Source organism: Desulfosporosinus sp. BICA1-9 (assembly GCF_000802135.1).
This window is the reverse complement of the sequence record NZ_JUEE01000199.1, coordinates 1-18,644: the sequence shown is the minus strand read 5'-3', so window position 1 is coordinate 18,644 and position 18,644 is coordinate 1. Positions and strand designations below refer to the sequence as shown.

The following is an 18,644-nucleotide window of genomic DNA, read 5'->3' as shown; positions in this document are numbered from 1 at the left end:
AGAACTTCCTGTTCCTTATTGGGATACAGTCTAAATTTAAAGGCTTTATGCAACGATTGCTACCTTCTTTCAGAAACCTTCTGACTTTCGATATACTGCTTCACAATAGCTAACGGCGCACCACCAACGGTAGAAATAAAATAGGAATTAGTCCATAAGGTTGGCAATTTAGTGGTGAGTTCTTTGAATTCCTTTCTAAGTATTCTCGACGTTTTTCCTTTGATCGCTTTGATCACCTTATGAACCCCGAATTGAGGATCTACTTCAATTTGAAGATGCACGTGGTCAGGCATAATCTCCAGTTCTATTAGCTCAGACTGAAGTTCTTCGCATATCTCCCTTATCAACTCCTTTAAGCAAACTTCAATTTGACCGACCAAAACTTTCCTGCGGTATTTTGGACACCAAACCACATGGTACTTGCATGAGTAAACAATGTTGTTGTTAGATTTGTATTTTACTTCCATACTTAATATTATACTAAACGTATGTATATAATACAACAAAATGTTAGAATTGCCTTATATCCCCATAGTTGAAACTAGGGGCTTTACGGCAACAAGTGGTAAATTTCATATAGCCTCATGAATCACTTCCACCCGCTCAGCGGGTGGTTTGCTCTAGCCCTATAAGGGCTGGGTACAGGCTGAGCCTAAAGGCTTACTGAAAGTTCCGCCAACCGCACTCCGCCCCGAACTACCCCTAAAGGGGTTGTGGGGCTATTTTTTCTTGTTCTTTTCTACTGGCTCACCCGTAAACGCTACTCATAGCTAAAGCTTTTTGGAACCACCTGCATAGCAGGTGGTTTTCGTTTAGACAATAAAAGTGGCCGAGGATTTAATCCTCAGCCACTTTTATCTCGTGTGGAAGTTGAATTATCCGTTGTGCACCGTATCCTTGATCAACACGGGGGGAGGATATCCGCAACAAATCGAAGTAAGCGTGGGGTACGGGTGGAGATATTCTTGCCTTTAAGTTGAAATAGGATGCAGTTGGGACGAGGGAATAAGGACCAATATTCAATTGCTCGGTTGTAGTATGAATTTTAATAAATAATGTTTCGTTTATCAATAACGAACTTCTACCGGAGTTCCTATGGTTATCTCGTCTTCATAGACTATAGAATCATAGGCCAGGACCGTCACTCCTTTTTCAATTGCAAGCTTCAGCGCCTTAGCAAAGTCCGGATCCCTTAACTCATAAGGTGTAAAATATTTTATGCCCTTCATCTGGATGAGAAAGAAAATGAAACCTGCATACCCTTCTTCAACAGCTTTGATCATTTCATAAATATGCTTACAGCCCCTCTGAGTAGGAGCATCTGGGAACATGGCAATACCTTCGGTTTCAAGTGTTACTCCTTTTACTTCTATAAACCCTTTCTGATCTTTAGTTTCAAAGTACAAATCAAATCTTGAATTACCGTATACAATCTCTTTGGACAGCTTTGTAACATAAGGAATTTCCTTGATTTTCCCCTCCTTTATACCATGATATACAACCATATTGGGGATTTGTGAATCGATATTGATCAGGACATCTCCTTTATATGCGGCTATAATTGAGTACTTTGTCTTCCGCATCGAGGTTTTTGCTTCTTCCAAAATCACCGTAGTTCCTTCCTGTAGTATTTCTCTGCACCGTCCCGTATTTTTAACATGAACAATTTCTTCCTTATTGTCAACTATCACATGAGCAATAAATCTATTTGGCCGTCTTATAAATTTAGCAACTTTAACGGATGTATACTTCAATCTTGGACCCCCTTTATCTAATAAATCATGGCCTTCCTGATAGTCTTAATTTTTCTAGAATGAGAATACAAAGAAGGTACTTCTGGTTCTACTTCATTCCAGACCCATCCCTTTGTGATCTAAGGGTTTATAACTGTATTAGCATTTTTCTTGACTTACGACAGATCATCAGGAGTAATTTGAGAAATATCCCTTTAAGCAAGGGGTAGATTACCTTTATAATATTGTATCAGGTTCCACAAGTACAAGAAGCTGGTCTTTAGTTTAGGAGTTAGTGTATCGCTGATCCTACTGAATAGGATAATGATCTATTGGAAGTATACACCAAATTAAATAAATAAACGATTGCACATCATGCTGATTTTCGCTATAATCAAACTAGTTGAATAACAGAAGATAGAGGTGGGTCAAACAAGAGTAGCTAAGATGAGGTTGGAGAGAAACCTTTGATCCTTAGCGAAAGGGGATGGCTCCGAAGGGTGGATTTCTCTTAAATCCATGCCTGGTTCCCGGATTAAGAGTCCTTGAATTGTCACCGTTTTTCGGTGAAGAGCTATCGTTTTGTGTGCATTATTTAATTATTAATTTTTTTAATTATTTAATTTTGTTTAAAACAAGGCGTTAGTTTAATCTACGCCTTGTTTTTTATGTTTTGTAACAAAAATTAACACATAGTATGGAGGTTATCATGGCAAACGTATCGTAGTTGGTGGGGGTTGTCCTTAAATAGAACTAATCTGGCTGGATACTGATAAAACCTAAGCTGATAAGTTAGACGCTCTAATAAAGCAAAATTATATTAAGAGTAATAAGAAGTAAGGAGTGGGAATATGTCATTTGGAAGAATTCTAACTGCTATGGTCACACCCATGAATGAGTGTTTAGAGGTTGATTATGAAGAAGCAAAGCATTTAGCTTTACACTTGGTTGAACATGGGAATGATGGTATTGTCGTCGCAGGGACAACTGGGGAGTCTCCGACAATTTCAACTGAAGAAAAAATCGAATTATTCAAGGTGGTTAAAGAGACCGTTGGATCACGGGCTGTCGTAATTGCCGGAATAGGCTCAAATACGACTGAGGCAAGTGTAACGTTAGCCAAAAAAGCTGCAGCAGTCGGAGTAGACGGGCTGATGGCGGTCGTACCCTATTATAACAAACCGTCACAAGAGGGTTTATATCAGCATTTCCGTAAAATAGCCGCTGCGACCCCGCTACCACTAATGCTTTACAATATCCCGAGTAGATCTTCCGTCAATATGCTCCCGGAAACTGTGCTCAGACTCAGCGAAATTCCCAACATAACAGCACTTAAGGAAGCGTGCGGAATGATGGATCAGGTCAGCGAACTTAAACGCATTCTGCCTGAGAACTTTGCCATGTATAGCGGCGATGACTCTCAAACTTTGCCGATGCTGGCTTTGGGCTGCACTGGTATCATCAGCGTTGCAGGACACGTCATTGGTGACGAAATGAGAAGCATGCTCGACGCGTGGTTTGCGGGGGATACTCAAACGGCTTTGAAATGGCATTTGAAGCTTCTTCCCATGTTCAAGGGAATTTTCGTTACCACAAACCCTGTACCGATCAAATACCTGTTAAAGTATCACGGGATTAAGGCTGGCGGAGTTAGACTACCTTTGGTCGATGCTATCGAAAAAGAAAAAGCTTTTCTAGATGATTTATACCGCCAAATTAAAGGTTAATAGCCTTTATCCATCAACTGATGCCAGTCAATACACTTCCTTGTTAAGTCTATCCCAGCCCCTAAATAAACACTCACCTTTTTGAGTAAAAAGGTGAGTGTTTATCTGTAATGCGACGATCGTCTGTCTTGACACACGAAATCGAAAAAAACACTATCAATAGCTTCCGTCATTAGCTATTTTCAACATGAAAGGAGAATCACCATGTTTTCATAACTGCTCTAATAGGCCTTGATATATCCTCCGTTACCGAAAAGTAAATCTTACAGCATCTTTATGAGAAAATATTTAGCCTTCTAAAGGAATTGGTTAAATTTTGTAGAAAGCTATAAAAGTTCAAATTTGCACAATTTTAAAATGGAGGGCAATCTTATTGTCTTTAACTATGGAATTTGTTTTTAAATTCCAATTATCTGTTTTAGTGTATTTGTTTTTGCAATTTAATTTTTGGTGAGTAAAAACAAGGAGAGAGGTTAATGTTGGAATTTTATAAACGCTACGGATTCTATACCGATCCAGGTTCGAAGGAAAAAATGTATGCAGGAATTTCTGATTCTCTCGAGGAGCTTTGCCAATTCATTAAATCCCAGTTAATTCATCCTATTGCTGATTTGCCGCTTTATCGTCAGCAAATGCCGCCGGAAAGAAAAAATGAAGATGAGAAGTATCCCACTGTAGAATCGATTTTGAACGGCTTGCTCAGCTATAATTCGGCAGGCCTGGTTTATAACCGCAAACCGGAAGAACGGTTAATTTTGTCATGCAGGTATCATTCGATCCTGCTTGCCTCTATTTTGAAGAACCGGGGTATCCCGGTCCGGGTTCGTTATGGTTTCACCAAATAACTTTACCCGGAGCATCATATCTATCATGTGATCTGCGAAGTTTGGCATGAACCTGAACAGCGCTGGCTGCTTGTTGATCCGGATAGGAAAATGGTGGACTTCTCTCCGGAACAGTTTGAGTTTTCTGGAGATGTATGGCTCCGGTATAAGGACGATAAATTAAATCCTTCTAGTTATGGTGTTCCGGAATGGTGGGGAGCACATCCCATTCTCAGTGTACTCTGCCATGATTTAGCTTCCGTATTAGGCAATGAGCATGTTTATTGGGAACAACCACCGGTTACCTCGGATTCCAGCATGGAGGTAAAAAACATTCCATCTGCTCAAGTGATAGTTTTAAATGAAGTTGCTGTGTTATTGAGAGAACCGGATTCTGGCTTTGATGAATTAAGACGACTATATCTGATGAAGTATAGATCTGAAATTACTATAAGAGCAAGCAGGAGATTTTGTTACAAGCACACCTCGAAGCCGCCGATACTATCTTCAAAACCGCCTACGAGATCATCGAGCGGCCTCTTACGGTAAAGGAAAAATTTATAGAGTAAATTGAAAATCACATTATTGATGACGCACAAGTAAATAAAACAAAGTCATGCTTAGTCAGATTTTATCAAATAATGCTATAGTCTATAAAAAAATGTCTTAATATTTAAAATTTTTAGATTACTATAAATATCCACTCGTTCCATTGGTTGGGGTAATTCATTATTGGTATTATATGCAAGATACTGTTGCCAAAAAAGAAGTTAAAGATCGACCTAAGATAGTGAGGAAGATTGACGTTGGAATGTGAATCATGAACTAGGGGTTCTACTTGGAGGTTTATCGAAGCCCTAGAATGGAGGTGGAGAATACCCGAGTACAGAGGATGTTAGTTTAGATAAATTAAACCATAAGAAACAAGGAGGAAAAGAAATTATGAAGACAATTATTGCTCGAAAAATAGGCTTCAAATGTTATGCAGTTATCAGTAAAATTTCTCTATAAATGTGCCCCCCTAGAGAACGAAGTGCTGTGTTAAGGGTTGTAAACTGGGAGTATCGATAATTTTTTACGAGAGGACAGGACGCCATGGAAAAAAAGATAATAGTTAACAAGGATGGAAATATACTGCCATTGAGCTGAACATCCCGGAGAGCTTAAATGCTCTAAATATCAATATGCGCGAAGAGATGCTGGAGGCATTGCTAGCGGCAGAAAAGGATGACGAGGTCCGAGTTGTGGTCATTACTGGTCGAGGCAGGGCTTTCTGTTCCGGCGGTGATATCAAAGCAATGAACAAAGAATTTACCCCGGCCGAAGGCAGGGCGAGAATGCAAAAGGTCGGCAGGCTGATTAAATGCATTAATGGGATGAACAAATTGGTAATAGCCGCTGTTAATGGGCCGGCCATTGGAGCAGGCTGCAACTTGGCGCTGGCTTGTGATTTTATCATTGCTGCTGAAGAAGCGACTTTTGGCCAACCTTTCGGAAGACTCGGCCTGGTTCCTGATTTGGGAGGACTATATTACTTGCCTCGCCGGGTTGGCCTAGCAAAAGCAAAAGAATTAATCTTTACCTGGCAGATTATTGATGCCAGAGAAGCGGAACGAATTGGCTTAGTAAATTGGGTTGTACCGCTAAGTGATCTTGATACGGAAGTAAAGAAGCTGGCAGAGAAATTGGTTAAAGGACCGGCACTGGCGAATGGTTTAGCAAAAGGAATCATCAATAGATCATTAGAAAGTACCCTCGATCAGATACTTGAGGAAGAAGCTTACGCCCAGGGCTTATGTTTTATGTCCCAAGATTTTCAAGAGGGAGTTAGAGCTTTTTTGGAAAAGAGAAAGCCAAATTTTGGTCAATAAGAAATAGGGGGAGTCACTGTGGCTGAAATCGAGGTCAGACGAGAAGAACGTTTAGGTATAGTGACCGTTAACCGGCCTGAAGTTAGAAATGCACTTAACCAATCGGCTTGGTATGCGCTGCTGGATGCTTTTACGGAATTAGGTGATGATCCCCAGGTACAGGTAATCATACTCACCGGGGCTGGGGACAAGGCATTTGTGGCAGGTGCAGATTTGAAGGCGTTGAAGGAACGTGACGTGGCTGCTACTTTCCGGGCTGATTACCAAAGGATTGTAGATCAAGTTGCCACTATCAATAAGCCAACTATAGCAGCTATTAATGGTTATGCTCTTGGTGGGGGACTGGAGTTGGCCTTGGCCTGCGATATCCGAATTTGCTGTGACACCGCTAAATTCGGTCAGACAGAGATTAATGTGGGTATTTTGCCGGGAGCAGGTGGCACCCAGCGTCTGACGCGTTTAATTGGACTGGGAAAAGCCAAAGAGATGATTTTTACGGGGAAAATAATCAGCGCTTCTGAAGCAGAAAGAATCGGATTGGTTAATATGGTGGTTGATCCTAACAACCTGATGGAAACCGCTTTGCAAATGGCACGGGAAATGGCGCAAAAAAGTCCCCTTGTCTTGCAGTTAGCAAAATTTGTGATCAATAACGGGGTAGATGTGGATATGCACACTGCCCAGGCCTTAGAGCGTTTAGGGCAAGCAGTTGTGTTTGGCTCTGCTGATCACCTCGAAGGGATTAATGCCTTCTTGGAAAAGAGGAAACCAGAGTTCAAATGTTGCTAAGCGGAGTAGTGTGGGAGGAGATAAAAAAATGAAGCCTGTAGCTATAGTGGGAGCAGGGCAAACAAAATATGGCGATTTCCCGGATAAAGGTGAGAAAGAACTATTTGCTGATGCCTACCGTGAAAGGTTTGCGCATGGACCTTGAAGCCGGCCTGCAGTATAAGAATAAATGCTTTAGCATTTTATGTGCTACGGAAGACAAAAAGGAAGGGATACAGGCGTTTTTAGAAAAGCGTAAGCCAAACTTTCAGGGACGTTAAAAGAGCTGGACCTTCGGTAATCCTGGAGACCTAACCTAAGTCGAAGGACAACGAAAAGGTTAAAAGGGAGTGAAGACATGGATTTTAGTTTCTCCGAAGAACTGGAAATGTTGAGCAAAGTCGTCAAGAATTTCGTTGATAAGAAAGTAGATCCCCGTGGTCAGCAGATCGAAGAAGAAGATCGGATACCGGATGAAATAATTAACGAGTCCAAAGAAATGGGCCTATTTGGGCTGAGCATTCCAGCAGAATATGGTGGAACCGGCATTGGCATGGTCGGGAAATGCCTCGTTTTCGAGCAACTTGGCCGAACTAACAATGGCTTTACCACTTTGCTTGGAGCCCATAACGGGATCGGTTCGGTTGGAATTGTGGATTTGGGAACTGAAGCACAGAAGCAAAAGTATCTTCCTGACATGGCCTCTGGAGAGAAAATAGGAGCCTTTGCCTTAACTGAGCCCAACGCCGGATCAGACGCCTCGAATATCAGTACTAAAGCGGAATTGAAAGGTGACCGCTATGTTCTCAATGGGACCAAACATTTTATTACCAACGCCCCTATTGCCGGTGTCTTCACTGTAATGGCAGTTACCGACAAAGCTAAAGGATCCAAAGGGATTACGGCTTTTATAGTGGATATGAAAGTGATTAAGGAAGCAGCTATGGTCAAGTACTATGCTGCTGAGGCTTATTGCCGGGTAGCTGACAAAGCCCTGCAAGTCTTCGGTGGTATGGGTTATATGAGGGAGTTGCCCATCGAAAGATATTATCGTGATGCACGCATCACCAGGATCTATGAAGGGACAGCGGAAATTCAGAAAGGGATTGTAGCCGCTCAATTGCTTAAAGAGTATGCCATCTAGATCACATTTGTGAGTGAATAGGAGAAGAGGAAGTATGGAAATCAAGCTAGTAACAGTGATTGGCTCCGGTATAATGGGTCGTGGAATAGCTCAGGTTTGTGCCCAGGGAGGATATCAAGTCCAACTTAACGACATCAGCAGGGAAGTATTGATCAAAGCCCGTGAGGTCATTGTGAAGAATTTAAGTAAAGGAGATAACCAAGCCGTTCATCCCGGGAGAATTAATGGCCCGTGTTAAAGCACATCTAGCCCGGTATGAACGTTTACTTGGGCGGAGGCAAGAACTAACTAACCTTCTGTCAAACAAAAAATACACCAGACGGGAAGTTATCGGATTAGGACTATTAGGGATGCTTTCTGTTGCAGGTGGACTTAGTATACTACCGACAGGTAAATTATTAGCTAACGGTGAGGAGGTTGAGCATCAAGCAACCAAGGCCAGACTCCGCCCGACTCCTGACAAGTGGTCAGAGAACGAAGTTACCGTCGCTTGGCTTGGTCATGCCAGTTTTTTAATTAATTTCTTTGGCACAAAGATCATTATTGATCCGGCATTGGGTTCTCGTATTGGTCTTATTCCCTTTGGTGACCAAACGATTGGGCCAAGTCGTTATATATCAGCTGCATTAAAGGGCGAGGAAGTTGGTCCTGTCGATCTGTTACTTATCTCTCATGCCCACACGGATCATTTCGACTATCCCACTTTGCGTCAACTGCAGTCACCAGATACAATTGCAGTCACTGCCAAAAATACAACTCCTCTATGGCAGGGCATGAAATTCAATTCTTTAGAGGAAATGCATTGGGGAGATAGCAAGTCTTTAGCAGGGGTAAATGTGAAAGCCATTGAGGGAAAACACTGGGGGACTTTTAAACTATCCAATGAGCCTATGGAAGAGCCAATCACTCGCTTTCGTCAGGCTGCCGCCGGTCAAATGGAAAAGATGGCTATTCAGGAAGTGGGAGCTTCGTGGGTCCTCCCGCATTGATACCAACGTGTAGCGATTACACAACCATACTTCTAAAAGAATATGCTTGACTTGGAGTTAACTCATTCGTGTTGGGGATGCACAGAGTGTATTACTGGGGACCGCATACGTTGATACTTTACCTGTGTCCGAATTAAATGCAAAAATTCAAAGTCCAAATTTAGACCCTAAGCGAGCCACGGAAACCCCTGGCAGCATAGTAGGATTCTGCTCCATTGTGGTACACAAAGACAGTGTCGTAGCGACGATCACAAAAGATGGCCCCGCCGAGTTTTCTAATATTAGCAGGTGTTTTCACCCAGCTCGATGTTTTCGCATCAAAATTTCCAAGTTTCTGCAGCTCCCGGTATTGTTCTTCCGTTAAAAGCTCAATGCCCATGGCAGCAGCCATATCAATAGCGTTATTTTCTGGTTTATGTTCTTTCCTTGACTCCAGCGCTTCACGGTCGTAACAAACACTTCTGCGACCTTTAGGACTTTCTGCTGAACAATCATAAAAAATGTATTCGCCCGTCTTTTTATCATGACCAACAACATCCGGTTCACCGCCAGTTCTTTCCATTTCATTGAGTGACCTCAGTTTTTCAGTATTAGTTTCCAGCTTTGCTTGTACTTTAGTCCATTCAAGACCTTTATGGCGGTTCGTGTTTTTCTCAAAACGGGATTGCAATGCTCCAAGTAGTGCTACGTTTGACATAGTTAGTTTCCCCCTTATATGTTCTCTAAGTGCTTTGACTAAACCCCTTGAGTTCTAAGTCCATTTTCATTTTGCTTCGTAACTGTAACATACCATCCTTTACAGTTTCTTGGTTATTGTTCCTATAAAGTAGATAAGTATCGTTTATAACTGAATTATAGCTACCGCATATCGGTTTAGTTCAACTCCGGGATATCCGAAGGTAATGCGGATATACCTCCAAAATGGGAGGATATCCAAAGTTGTTGCGGAAATACCTTCTTTAAATATAATACGTCTGAATATCCAATTCAAATGCTAAAACCATACATTAATCATTATTGTTTTTTGTCTTGAAACTTATGCTCAATTTTTTATAATCAAGTTAGCATTATCCAAACTTAAACCCTCCTAAAATTATTTTATTAAATTCGCAGAAAAACCAAGTAACCAGGAAGTGGGTGGGTCCCAGATTTTCCTTAAGAGACTGGATAAGCAGTTAGCAAAACTAACAATGAAGTAACGTAACAACGCACGTGGAAACGATAATATTGGATTATATTTACTAGAGGAAGGATATGCGAGGAAAATATAGAAAGGTTATAGTGGAATAATTTGGGTGATATTGTAATTAAAAAAGCATTAGCTTTTTGGCATATATGGAGGAGCAAAAATGACAAATAGGAAAACAACTTTTGTTAAATCGTTTGTACGAAGGGTGGTACGTATTATGCTGATCATACCTGCTGTTTTACTTATTTGTATGTTTATTCTTGTGGGAGTACTGCTGGCATGCAGTCCCGGAAAACCTGAACCTTTCTTAGATGAAAACGGAAGGCCTCTGGCAGGTAGCATTTCGGAAAAAATCCTTATCAATATCAATGGGGTGGAGCAGGGGATGTTTATCAAGGGTAAGGATAAAACGAAGCCTGTATTACTTTTCTTGCATGGGGGTCCTGGTATGCCCGAATATGCGGTTAGTCGGAGATATCCTTTAGTTCTTGAGAACTATTTTACTGTCTGCTGGTGGGAACAGCGAGGCGCCGGACTTTCCTATAGTTCCGATATTCTACCCGAGACCATGACATTCGAGCAATTGATATCCGACACACTGGAAGTGACAAATTACCTTCGCAAGCACTTTGGAAAGGAAAAGATTTACCTCATGGGGCATTCGGGGGGTCTTTTATTGGCATCCAAGCGGCGGCACGAGCACCGGAGTTGTACAACGCCTACATTGCCGTGGCCCAGATCTCAAATCAGCTCGAATCAGAAAAGTTGGCATACAACTATATGATTGAACAGTTTACGAGGCTTGGGGACAAAAGAATGTTGCAAGAGTTTAAGAAATACTCTATCAGTGAGATAAACATGCCTTCATACTATTCCATGCGTGACGCACCGATGCACAAGCTTGGCATTGGCACTACGCATAAGATGAAATCTGTAATCAGTGGTGTCTTTTTACCTATAATGCTACACAGGGAGTATACCCTCAGCGAAAAGATAATTATATGGCGCGGCAAATTTTTAACTACAAAAACCTACGATTTATGGAACAAGCTGGTTGCCACGGATTTGACTAAGAAGGTACAGCGGTTGGATATTCCTGTCTACTTTTTTCATGGCATATATGATTACACGGTATCCTACTCTTTGGCAAAGGATTATTTTGAGGAACTACAGGTGCCCATGAAAGGATTTTACACGTTTGAACAATCTGCTCACAGTCCATTGTTTGAAGAACCCAAAAAAATGCAACATATTTTGCAGGAGGACGTACTGGTAGGAGTGAACAACCTTGCCGACACAAAATAGACGGTTTAAAATACAAGCAAATCGCCTTTGGAGTCAAAAAGAGCTAAAGGCATAGGGAGTTTGGTTCTGAGGTTGTAATAAAGTCAGTGTCCTGAATAATAAATCTCTTACTTAAACTTAATTAATGCCGCTGACCGTTTAAGCTGTTCATCTAGAACCTTAGCATAAATCCTCGTGGTTCTGGGGTCGGCATGTCCTAAAGCGTCTTGTACAATGGCAAGATTATCCGTTTCGCGAAGTAGTAATGTAGCAAACGTTGAACGCATTTTATGAGCGCTAAAACCGTCTGTATTATGGCCCAATGTTTTAAGAATCGCCATATATTTTGCTATTAGATTTTGTACTGCTCTGGTACTAATACGTTTTCCTTGCATAGAAAGAAACAACGCTTCTGATTTGCCCTGAGCATAACGTGGTCGTTCATTTTGAAGATAATCATTCAATGCCTCCGAAATTTCTGCATTAAAGTATACGACGGTTTCTTTACTTCCTTTGCGAATAAGTTCAAAGTAGCCTTTATTGAGATAAGTTGTTCTGAGATTGAGACTGCATAGCTCAGATAAGCGTAATCCAGTACCGATAAAGGTAAGAAATATAGCGTAATTCCTTTTTTCTGTATAAGCATGATATTTGAGCTGTTCCTTAGACAAACCAATACCATTCTGCAAAACGTCAGTAAGATCAGCAATCTGATTAGGCTCAAGAGCTTTAGGAAGCTTTTGGTTGACATTAATAGGGTCTAATTTGATGGTAACATCTTTAGAAACCATATCCTCACGTAGTAAATATCGATAAAGGGATTTTATTACTGCTTGTTTGCGAGCAAGTGCACGCACCCCGTTATTACGTTCCATACTAGCCCAGCTCAAATAGGCTTCTATGTCACGATGTCCGATTTTATCCATAAGAAATAAACCTATGTCTACGGGCATAGAGGGGAAGGTAGGCATGGAATCACAAAGAAATTGAAAGAACAAACGGAGTTCATTGGTATAGGCATATTGAGTATTTCTAGACTTATTGATGACAGCAAGGTGATTTATGAAATCTTGTGCAAAATGGGGCAGGATAGAAGAAGTAAATCCATTATTATCTTTCATTAAACCTAGCCTCCTGTGAATTAAATAGAATGAATATAGCAAAGAGCAACAAGGAGTAAGTCGTAACGTAAAAGATGATATCGCTATTATATTATAGTAATATAACAAATGACAACTATATACTAAAGAGTGTTTTAGCGCATAGTTAAAAAGTCACAAATTGTCCGATACAAGTCTAAAGGACTTGACAAAGAAATCCAAAAAGGCTTTAAAGGAATTCAAAGATCAGATTCTGACAGATATTCCGTCTCCTCTTACATATGTATATCAAACTAAGTGAGTTTATTTATACTGCTACTGAGTGTGATGATTTTATTGGTATTTTGATTGAAAAAGGAATTTTAAGATAGGGGGTATAATTATGTATAATGGAAAAGTTAAACCTAAATGTCGGATCAAAAACTAAAGCAAAATCTACTGTAAAGTATACAGGCAAAGATGAACAAATTAGAGACAAATACCTATCTATCGCTTAATGGTTGAGAGTAAAGAGTATCAAAGTGCACAAAAAATGTCAAAAACGGAGACAACCCGCCGAAGAAACGGTCAGTTTATTAGAACTGGCCCCTGAGATAGAGACTCCTTATCGGAAAATCAGGCAATTGCAGCGGAAAATGGATCGAAGTCGCCGAGCAACTAATCCGAACAAGTATAAGGCGAATGGGACGTTTAATCGGAGTAATAATGATCGTTGGGTAAAGTCGAAGCACTATCAGTTGGATCAACTCAAACTGCAAAGAATCCAAGGTAAGTTAATATAGGCCAAAACGGGCTGGATTTTTAGAAACAGACAACCAGAAGGATTTGAAATAGATTATGCAAAAATTAGTGATTGGAATATTAGCACATGTGGATGCGGGCAAGACGACATTATCTGAGAGTCTACTTTATCTGAGCGGTAAAATTGGCCGATTGGGAAGGGTGGACAAAAAGGATGCTTATTTAGATACCTATGAGCTAGAAAGAGCAAGAGGAATCACCATTTTCTCCAAGCAGGCCATATTTGAAATAGGGGAGACTCAGATTACCTTACTAGATACCCCGGGACACGTAGATTTTTCGGCTGAAATGGAGAGAACACTTCAGGTGCTGGATTATGCCATTTTAGTGATAAGTGGTGCGGACGGGGTACAGGGGCATACCAAAACATTATGGCGGCTGCTTGACATGTATCAGATACCAGTTTTTTTATTCGTCAATAAGATGGATCAGAATGGGACAGATAAGAACAAGTTAATGAAAGAACTGAAAAAGCAGCTGGATGATGGGTGTATTGAATTTGGACAAGTGCTGACGGAGGATTTCAATGACCAATTGGCCATGTGTGAAGAAATAATGATGGAAACCTTTCTGGAAACAGGACATATTGCAACTTCGCAGATTAAAAGAGCTGTCACGGAGCGCAAAGTTTTTCCGTGCTTTTTTGGTTCCGCTTTAAAATTAGAGGGCGTTGAGCAATTTATGCAGGACATTGTGAAGTATGCCCTGATACCTTCTTACCCCGATGAATTCGGGGCTAAACTATTTAAAATAGCAAGAGACGAGCAGGGGAACCGCCTTACCTATATGAAGGTTACAGGCGGAAGACTCAAGGTGAAAGATGTTTTAACGAATAGCATCTGGAAAGAGAAAGTTAATCAAATTCGTATCTATTCCGGACAGAAATTCGAGGCAGTGAACGAGGCAGTGGCAGGCTCTGTATGCGCTGTAACAGGGCTCAGCCAAACCAGACCGGGAGAAGGTTTAGGGATCGAGGAAGCTTCAGATACACCAATATTGGAACCCGTGCTGTCCTATCAGATTATTCTGCCGGAAGGCTGTGACCCAAGAGTGATACTTCCTAAGTTACGTCAGATTGAAGAAGAAGAGCCGGAACTTCATATTGTCTGGGATGAGCAGCTGCAGGAGATTCAGGCACAGATTATGGGAGAGGTGCAGATTGAAATTCTGCAGAGCCTTATAAAAAGCCGTTTTGGTGTTGATGTGGCCTTCGATTCAGGAAGGATTGTCTATAAAGAGACGATTGCTAATGTCGTAGAAGGGGTAGGGCACTTTGAGCCACTAAGGCATTATGCGGAGGTTCACCTGTTAATGGAGCCGAGTGAGCCGGGAAGCGGTCTGCAATTTGGGGCAGAATGCAGTGAGGATAACTTAAGTAAAAGCTGGCAAAGACTTGTTTTAGCCCATCTGGAAGAAAAAGCCCATAAAGGCGTACTAACAGGGTCAGGGATTACGGATCTGAAAATCACTTTGGTCTCAGGTCGAGCACACAATAAGCATACCGTCGGGGGTGACTTCAGAGATGCTACCTACCGTGCAGTGCGCCAGGGTTTAAAGGAGGCAGAATCCATATTGCTGGAGCCGTTTTATGCATTTCAGCTGGAACTGCCTGAGAAAATGGTAGGCAGAGCCATGACTGACATTGAGAAAATGCATGGCACCTGCGAAATAACACAAACAAATGGCGAGATGGCGGTTCTTGAGGGGAGTGCCCCTGTTGTCACCATGAGAAATTATCAGAAAGAGTTAGTTGCCTATACCAAAGGTCTTGGCAGGCTCTTTTGCAGCCTGAAAGGGTACGAACCATGCCATAATGGGTCAGAGGTCATAGAAAGCATCGGATATGATTCGGAAAGAGACTTAGAAAATCCGACAGGTTCTGTATTTTGTGCCCATGGGGTCGGCTTTTTGGTAGATTGGGATGCCATAAAGGAGTACATGCATGTTGAAAGCTATCTTCAGAAAAAAGACGATTTGCCGGGAGAAACAGCCCCAAACGCCTCCTACACTGAAGAGCGGTGGATCAGTTTAGAGGAGATTGACCAAATTATCAATAACACCTTCTACGCCAACCAAGGGAAGAAGTCTGCCTGGAAAAAACGCAAAACAGCCCGCGACAGTTATTATGAACCGGTTACCTATGTCAGCAGAGAGAAGGAAAGCAAAGAAGAGTATCTTCTTGTGGACGGCTATAATATTATCCACGCCTGGCCTGAACTGAAAGAGCTTGTAGATGACAATATGGACAGCGCCAGAATGAAATTGCTGGATACTCTCAGTAATTTTCAGGGGATTCGAAGATGTCAAATTATCGCAGTGTTTGATGCTTACCGCGTTCAGGGGCATTTTGAGGAAGTCATCGACTATCATAATATCCACATGGTATATACCAAGGAGGCACAAACGGCTGACCAGTATATTGAAAAATTTGCCCATGATAATCAAAAAAAGTATAGTATCACCGTTGCAACGTCAGACGGTTTACAGCAGCTCATTATCAGGGGGGCAGGATGTGCCTTATTATCCGCCAGAGAACTGAAGGTTGAGATCGACGGGGCTAATGAACGATTAAAGCAAGAATATCAGGAAATACAGGGATTAGATCGTAATTACCTATTAGATGCATTGCCTACAGAAGCAAAACAGCAGATGGCAGAATTGATTAAGAAAAGAAAAGAAGATGAAAGTTAAAGAAAACAAATTATGTCTTTTATAAGCTTAGGAAAGTATGCGCTCGATTGCAAAAGGGAAGGGCGTGGATTTCCAAGCTCCTCCACATATAGTAGCCAGGTAAACTATTATTTTTTGACGAATAATTTAGATATGTCAAAAAGGAACAAGATTATGAATAAGGGTCACTATACCTGGGAGAGACCAGGTCAGTGATGTTTTTTATTACAAACATGTTCCAGCATACTTTCGCTTCTTAATTGTGACACGGAAAGGAGTAACATGAAAAAAATACGAACATTGAAGCATCATTTTTGGGTTGTGATGAAAACGGTAGAAGAGTCGAACGACTTAGAGTAGGTGCTTACTGCCGCGTAAGTACGGATCATCTTTTTAAAAATACATCAGCTTATGTTAATTGTTTGGCAGCTAACTTCTGAAGAAGGGTGTTCATGTAAATTTTACGTCGAGGAACCACCCGGGAATACAGGTCAGAAGAGATGTTGATTGTGAAGTTGAGATAATCAATTATAGGACTTTAGAGTGTAAAACCTTCGGTCTGGTCGAAAGAGAAGTCGTAGATAGGACTGTCTTTTCATGATGCCCGTTGACATCATGAAAAGACAGTCCTTTATTAGCATCAATTGCACTATGTACACTAAATGGGGCTTTAACGAAGGATATTTTGGTGGGCCCGAAGATTCTTTAATATTTGTACAGTTGCCAGTAATTCGTATATAATTTCAATAGTCAATGTTTCAAACCAGATTCATGAATAAGGGCGTATTCCTGACATGTGTCATGTACACCCTATGGAATTGGAGGGACCTGCGACACCTGCCGGGAATCCATCTTTATACGAACCCGTACGTCAAAGGCCTCGCGTCCATGCGTGGATTTTCTAGGATAATATCTTTATGTCTATTTCGTATTGTAGGATAAAAGAGTTACGGATATTTATTTTGTGGGGAGCGAAAAAATGAGTTATAAAATATTACTATTTGATTTAGATGATACATTGCTAGATTTCGGTGCTAACTGAATTATGTGACATTTGCGACCTCATAAAATGAGCATTCACAATTTCCCTGAATTAATATTTTTTATTTGTTAGGAGTCTAAGATGAACGTTGATATTCTAAAGACGGATAGCCAGAATGATGATTTTGCTAAACTAATAAGTTTATTAGATGATGATCTTTATAGAAGATACGGAGAATTACAGAAACAGTATGAAAAACATAACAAAGTTGCCCAAATAAATAATGTAGTAATTATATATCGAGATAAAATTCCCGTTGCATGCGGATCGTTTAAAGAACAGGATAGTCACTCAGTTGAATTAAAACGAATATTTGTTGTAAATGACCAAAGAGGACAGGGATTAGCAAAACTAATAGTAAGCAAATTAGAGGAAATAGCTAAAAGCAGAGGCTATAAATATGCTGTTTTGGAGACAGGAATAAAACAACATGAAGCAATTAATTTGTATAAGAGTTGTGGATATTATACTATAGCTAACTATGAGCCATATACAGAAAATACTAACAGTATTTGCATGAAGAAAAACCTCTAAAGAGGTTAGAAATCGCTAGCCATTATGCACAGTTTGAAATAGATTAAATTCTCAAATGGTATTATGTTACCAGCTGATTTCGGAACTATTGTTAAAGACACAATGAAAAATAATAGCTAGTCTTACAAGCCGACTGCATCACTTAACAGAGGGTTTGTAACATCGGAGAGGATATGAATGTAGTAACCCGACGTCGCAAACCCTCGGGACGTTAGGCGACAGACCATGCGGGAGACGGGCGTCCATGCCCGGATTTGGAAGGGATGTTGTTGGAGTTTATTAATGCACATTTGTAGGAAAGTACGTATTATCATATTCTTTAATAGCCTCTCGGAATTCAGGGGGTGGGAATGGCAGATATATGGAAAATGAGCTGGAAATTCGCGATAAACGAGGGTAATTCTTAAGACGGAAAAGGATTTTTAATAACGGACAACCGCCTCGGCGAATTCCGAGAGTCTATTTTACAAGGAGGAAGTTACAATGAAGGTTAAAAATGTAATGGTTTGTAACCCTTACACAGTTAGATCTGATCAAAGTCTTGCTGATGCAAGCAGTATTTATCTAGACCACGATGTTAATTGTGCGCCTGTTGTGGGGGTGAACGATGACATTGTTGGGATTATTACGATTTCTAAGGTATTGGGATGTTTTTTATCTGGCTATTCCCCAACAGCAAAAGTAGAGGAATTCATGGATGATCCGCCAGCAACAGTGGAAGAAAATTCTGACTTTGAGGAAATAGCAAACACTTGCACTCAGGATATGGAACGCATGCTTGTTTTGGATCAAAATATGAAATTAACGGGAATTCTGTCCCGAGTAGAGCTAATTAAAAAGGTTAACTTGGCTTGGGAAGAAACTAGAAATGAACTTAGAGTTGTGTTGCAGTCAGTTAGTCATGCAATTATTGCTTTCGATAAAACGGGTTCTGTATACCTTTTTAATAAAGGAGCAGAGATTCTCTT

At 40.9% G+C, this 18,644-nt stretch carries 18 protein-coding genes, 3 pseudogenes and 1 riboswitch; of the genes and pseudogenes, 16 read left to right on the top strand and 5 right to left on the bottom strand.

Annotated features, from left to right (window positions below; all coding sequences use genetic code 11):
* From JL57_RS36620 to sfsA, 3 genes are all read right to left on the bottom strand, one after another.
* On the bottom strand, positions 1–53 hold a 53-nt coding region (locus JL57_RS36620; protein ID WP_366557086.1), incomplete at its 3' end, for a helix-turn-helix domain-containing protein.
* Positions 54–59: 6 nt separating this feature from the next.
* The gene (gene tnpA / locus JL57_RS24560) at positions 60–467 is read right to left on the bottom strand and encodes an IS200/IS605 family transposase (RefSeq protein ID WP_034144566.1); all 408 of its coding nucleotides are present in this window, start codon (positions 465–467) and stop codon (positions 60–62) included.
* A 600-nt stretch (positions 468–1,067) separates the two neighbouring features.
* Positions 1,068–1,754: a DNA/RNA nuclease SfsA gene (gene sfsA, locus JL57_RS24555; protein ID WP_034144562.1), complete on the bottom strand. Its 687-nt coding sequence runs from the start codon at positions 1,752–1,754 to the stop codon at positions 1,068–1,070.
* Between the two features lie 389 nt (positions 1,755–2,143).
* Positions 2,144–2,318: riboswitch (Lysine riboswitch) on the top strand.
* 266 nt (positions 2,319–2,584) lie between these two features.
* Between sfsA and dapA the strand changes: the two genes are divergently transcribed.
* The 10 genes and pseudogenes from dapA (at position 2,585) to JL57_RS24520 (ending at position 9,056) form a co-directional block, all read left to right on the top strand.
* The gene (dapA, locus tag JL57_RS24550) at positions 2,585–3,460 is read left to right on the top strand and encodes a 4-hydroxy-tetrahydrodipicolinate synthase (protein ID WP_034144561.1); all 876 of its coding nucleotides are present in this window, start codon (positions 2,585–2,587) and stop codon (positions 3,458–3,460) included.
* A 476-nt stretch (positions 3,461–3,936) separates the two neighbouring features.
* Positions 3,937–4,305 (top strand): hypothetical protein, encoded by a 369-nt coding sequence (locus JL57_RS35460; protein WP_291300525.1) that lies wholly within the window; start codon positions 3,937–3,939, stop codon positions 4,303–4,305.
* Positions 4,306–4,332: 27 nt separating this feature from the next.
* Entirely contained in the window at positions 4,333–4,833 is a 501-nt protein-coding gene (locus JL57_RS35455; protein ID WP_291300524.1) for a hypothetical protein, read from the top strand.
* Positions 4,834–5,423: 590 nt separating this feature from the next.
* The gene (locus JL57_RS24540) at positions 5,424–6,155 is read left to right on the top strand and encodes an enoyl-CoA hydratase/isomerase family protein (RefSeq protein WP_045691698.1); all 732 of its coding nucleotides are present in this window, start codon (positions 5,424–5,426) and stop codon (positions 6,153–6,155) included.
* Positions 6,156–6,173: 18 nt separating this feature from the next.
* Positions 6,174–6,944, top strand: coding sequence for an enoyl-CoA hydratase/isomerase family protein (locus JL57_RS24535; RefSeq protein ID WP_034144560.1), 771 nt, complete (start codon positions 6,174–6,176; stop codon positions 6,942–6,944).
* A 122-nt stretch (positions 6,945–7,066) separates the two neighbouring features.
* Positions 7,067–7,204: pseudogene (locus JL57_RS35450) on the top strand (enoyl-CoA hydratase-related protein); the annotation flags it as partial.
* 77 nt (positions 7,205–7,281) lie between these two features.
* Positions 7,282–8,067 (top strand): acyl-CoA dehydrogenase family protein, encoded by a 786-nt coding sequence (locus JL57_RS24530; RefSeq protein ID WP_034144559.1) that lies wholly within the window; start codon positions 7,282–7,284, stop codon positions 8,065–8,067.
* Between the two features lie 34 nt (positions 8,068–8,101).
* Positions 8,102–8,248: pseudogene (locus JL57_RS24525) on the top strand (3-hydroxyacyl-CoA dehydrogenase NAD-binding domain-containing protein); the annotation flags it as partial.
* Positions 8,249–8,261: 13 nt separating this feature from the next.
* A pseudogene (locus tag JL57_RS36615) lies at positions 8,262–8,339 on the top strand (DNA-binding response regulator); the annotation flags it as partial.
* A gap of 78 nt (positions 8,340–8,417) precedes the next feature.
* Positions 8,418–9,056: an MBL fold metallo-hydrolase gene (locus tag JL57_RS24520; RefSeq protein ID WP_045691701.1), complete on the top strand. Its 639-nt coding sequence runs from the start codon at positions 8,418–8,420 to the stop codon at positions 9,054–9,056.
* A gap of 160 nt (positions 9,057–9,216) precedes the next feature.
* Here JL57_RS24520 and JL57_RS24515 read toward each other — a convergent pair whose 3' ends face one another.
* The gene (locus JL57_RS24515; protein ID WP_034144558.1) at positions 9,217–9,753 is read right to left on the bottom strand and encodes a DUF4256 domain-containing protein; all 537 of its coding nucleotides are present in this window, start codon (positions 9,751–9,753) and stop codon (positions 9,217–9,219) included.
* Positions 9,754–10,405: 652 nt separating this feature from the next.
* Between JL57_RS24515 and JL57_RS35445 the strand changes: the two genes are divergently transcribed.
* Together JL57_RS35445 and JL57_RS35440 are read left to right on the top strand one after the other, a co-directional pair.
* Positions 10,406–11,029, top strand: a complete 624-nt coding sequence (locus JL57_RS35445) for a hypothetical protein (RefSeq protein WP_291300523.1) — start codon at positions 10,406–10,408, stop codon at positions 11,027–11,029.
* Between the two features lie 32 nt (positions 11,030–11,061).
* On the top strand, positions 11,062–11,550 hold the full coding sequence (locus JL57_RS35440) for an alpha/beta fold hydrolase (RefSeq protein WP_291300522.1): 489 nt from the start codon (positions 11,062–11,064) through the stop codon (positions 11,548–11,550).
* A 107-nt stretch (positions 11,551–11,657) separates the two neighbouring features.
* On the opposite strand, the gene JL57_RS24505 is transcribed toward JL57_RS35440, so the two are convergent.
* On the bottom strand, positions 11,658–12,650 hold the full coding sequence (locus JL57_RS24505; protein ID WP_034144557.1) for a tyrosine-type recombinase/integrase: 993 nt from the start codon (positions 12,648–12,650) through the stop codon (positions 11,658–11,660).
* A gap of 500 nt (positions 12,651–13,150) precedes the next feature.
* Between JL57_RS24505 and JL57_RS24500 the strand changes: the two genes are divergently transcribed.
* From JL57_RS24500 to JL57_RS24485, 4 genes are all read left to right on the top strand, one after another.
* Positions 13,151–13,411, top strand: coding sequence for a hypothetical protein (locus tag JL57_RS24500; protein ID WP_034144556.1), 261 nt, complete (start codon positions 13,151–13,153; stop codon positions 13,409–13,411).
* A 55-nt stretch (positions 13,412–13,466) separates the two neighbouring features.
* The gene (locus tag JL57_RS24495) at positions 13,467–16,121 is read left to right on the top strand and encodes a translation factor GTPase family protein (RefSeq protein ID WP_034144555.1); all 2,655 of its coding nucleotides are present in this window, start codon (positions 13,467–13,469) and stop codon (positions 16,119–16,121) included.
* Positions 16,122–17,223: 1,102 nt separating this feature from the next.
* On the top strand, positions 17,224–17,676 hold the full coding sequence (locus tag JL57_RS24490) for a GNAT family N-acetyltransferase (RefSeq protein ID WP_034144554.1): 453 nt from the start codon (positions 17,224–17,226) through the stop codon (positions 17,674–17,676).
* A gap of 483 nt (positions 17,677–18,159) precedes the next feature.
* Positions 18,160–18,644, top strand: a 485-nt coding sequence (locus JL57_RS24485) for a CBS domain-containing protein (protein WP_034144553.1), incomplete at its 3' end; no start/stop codon positions are given.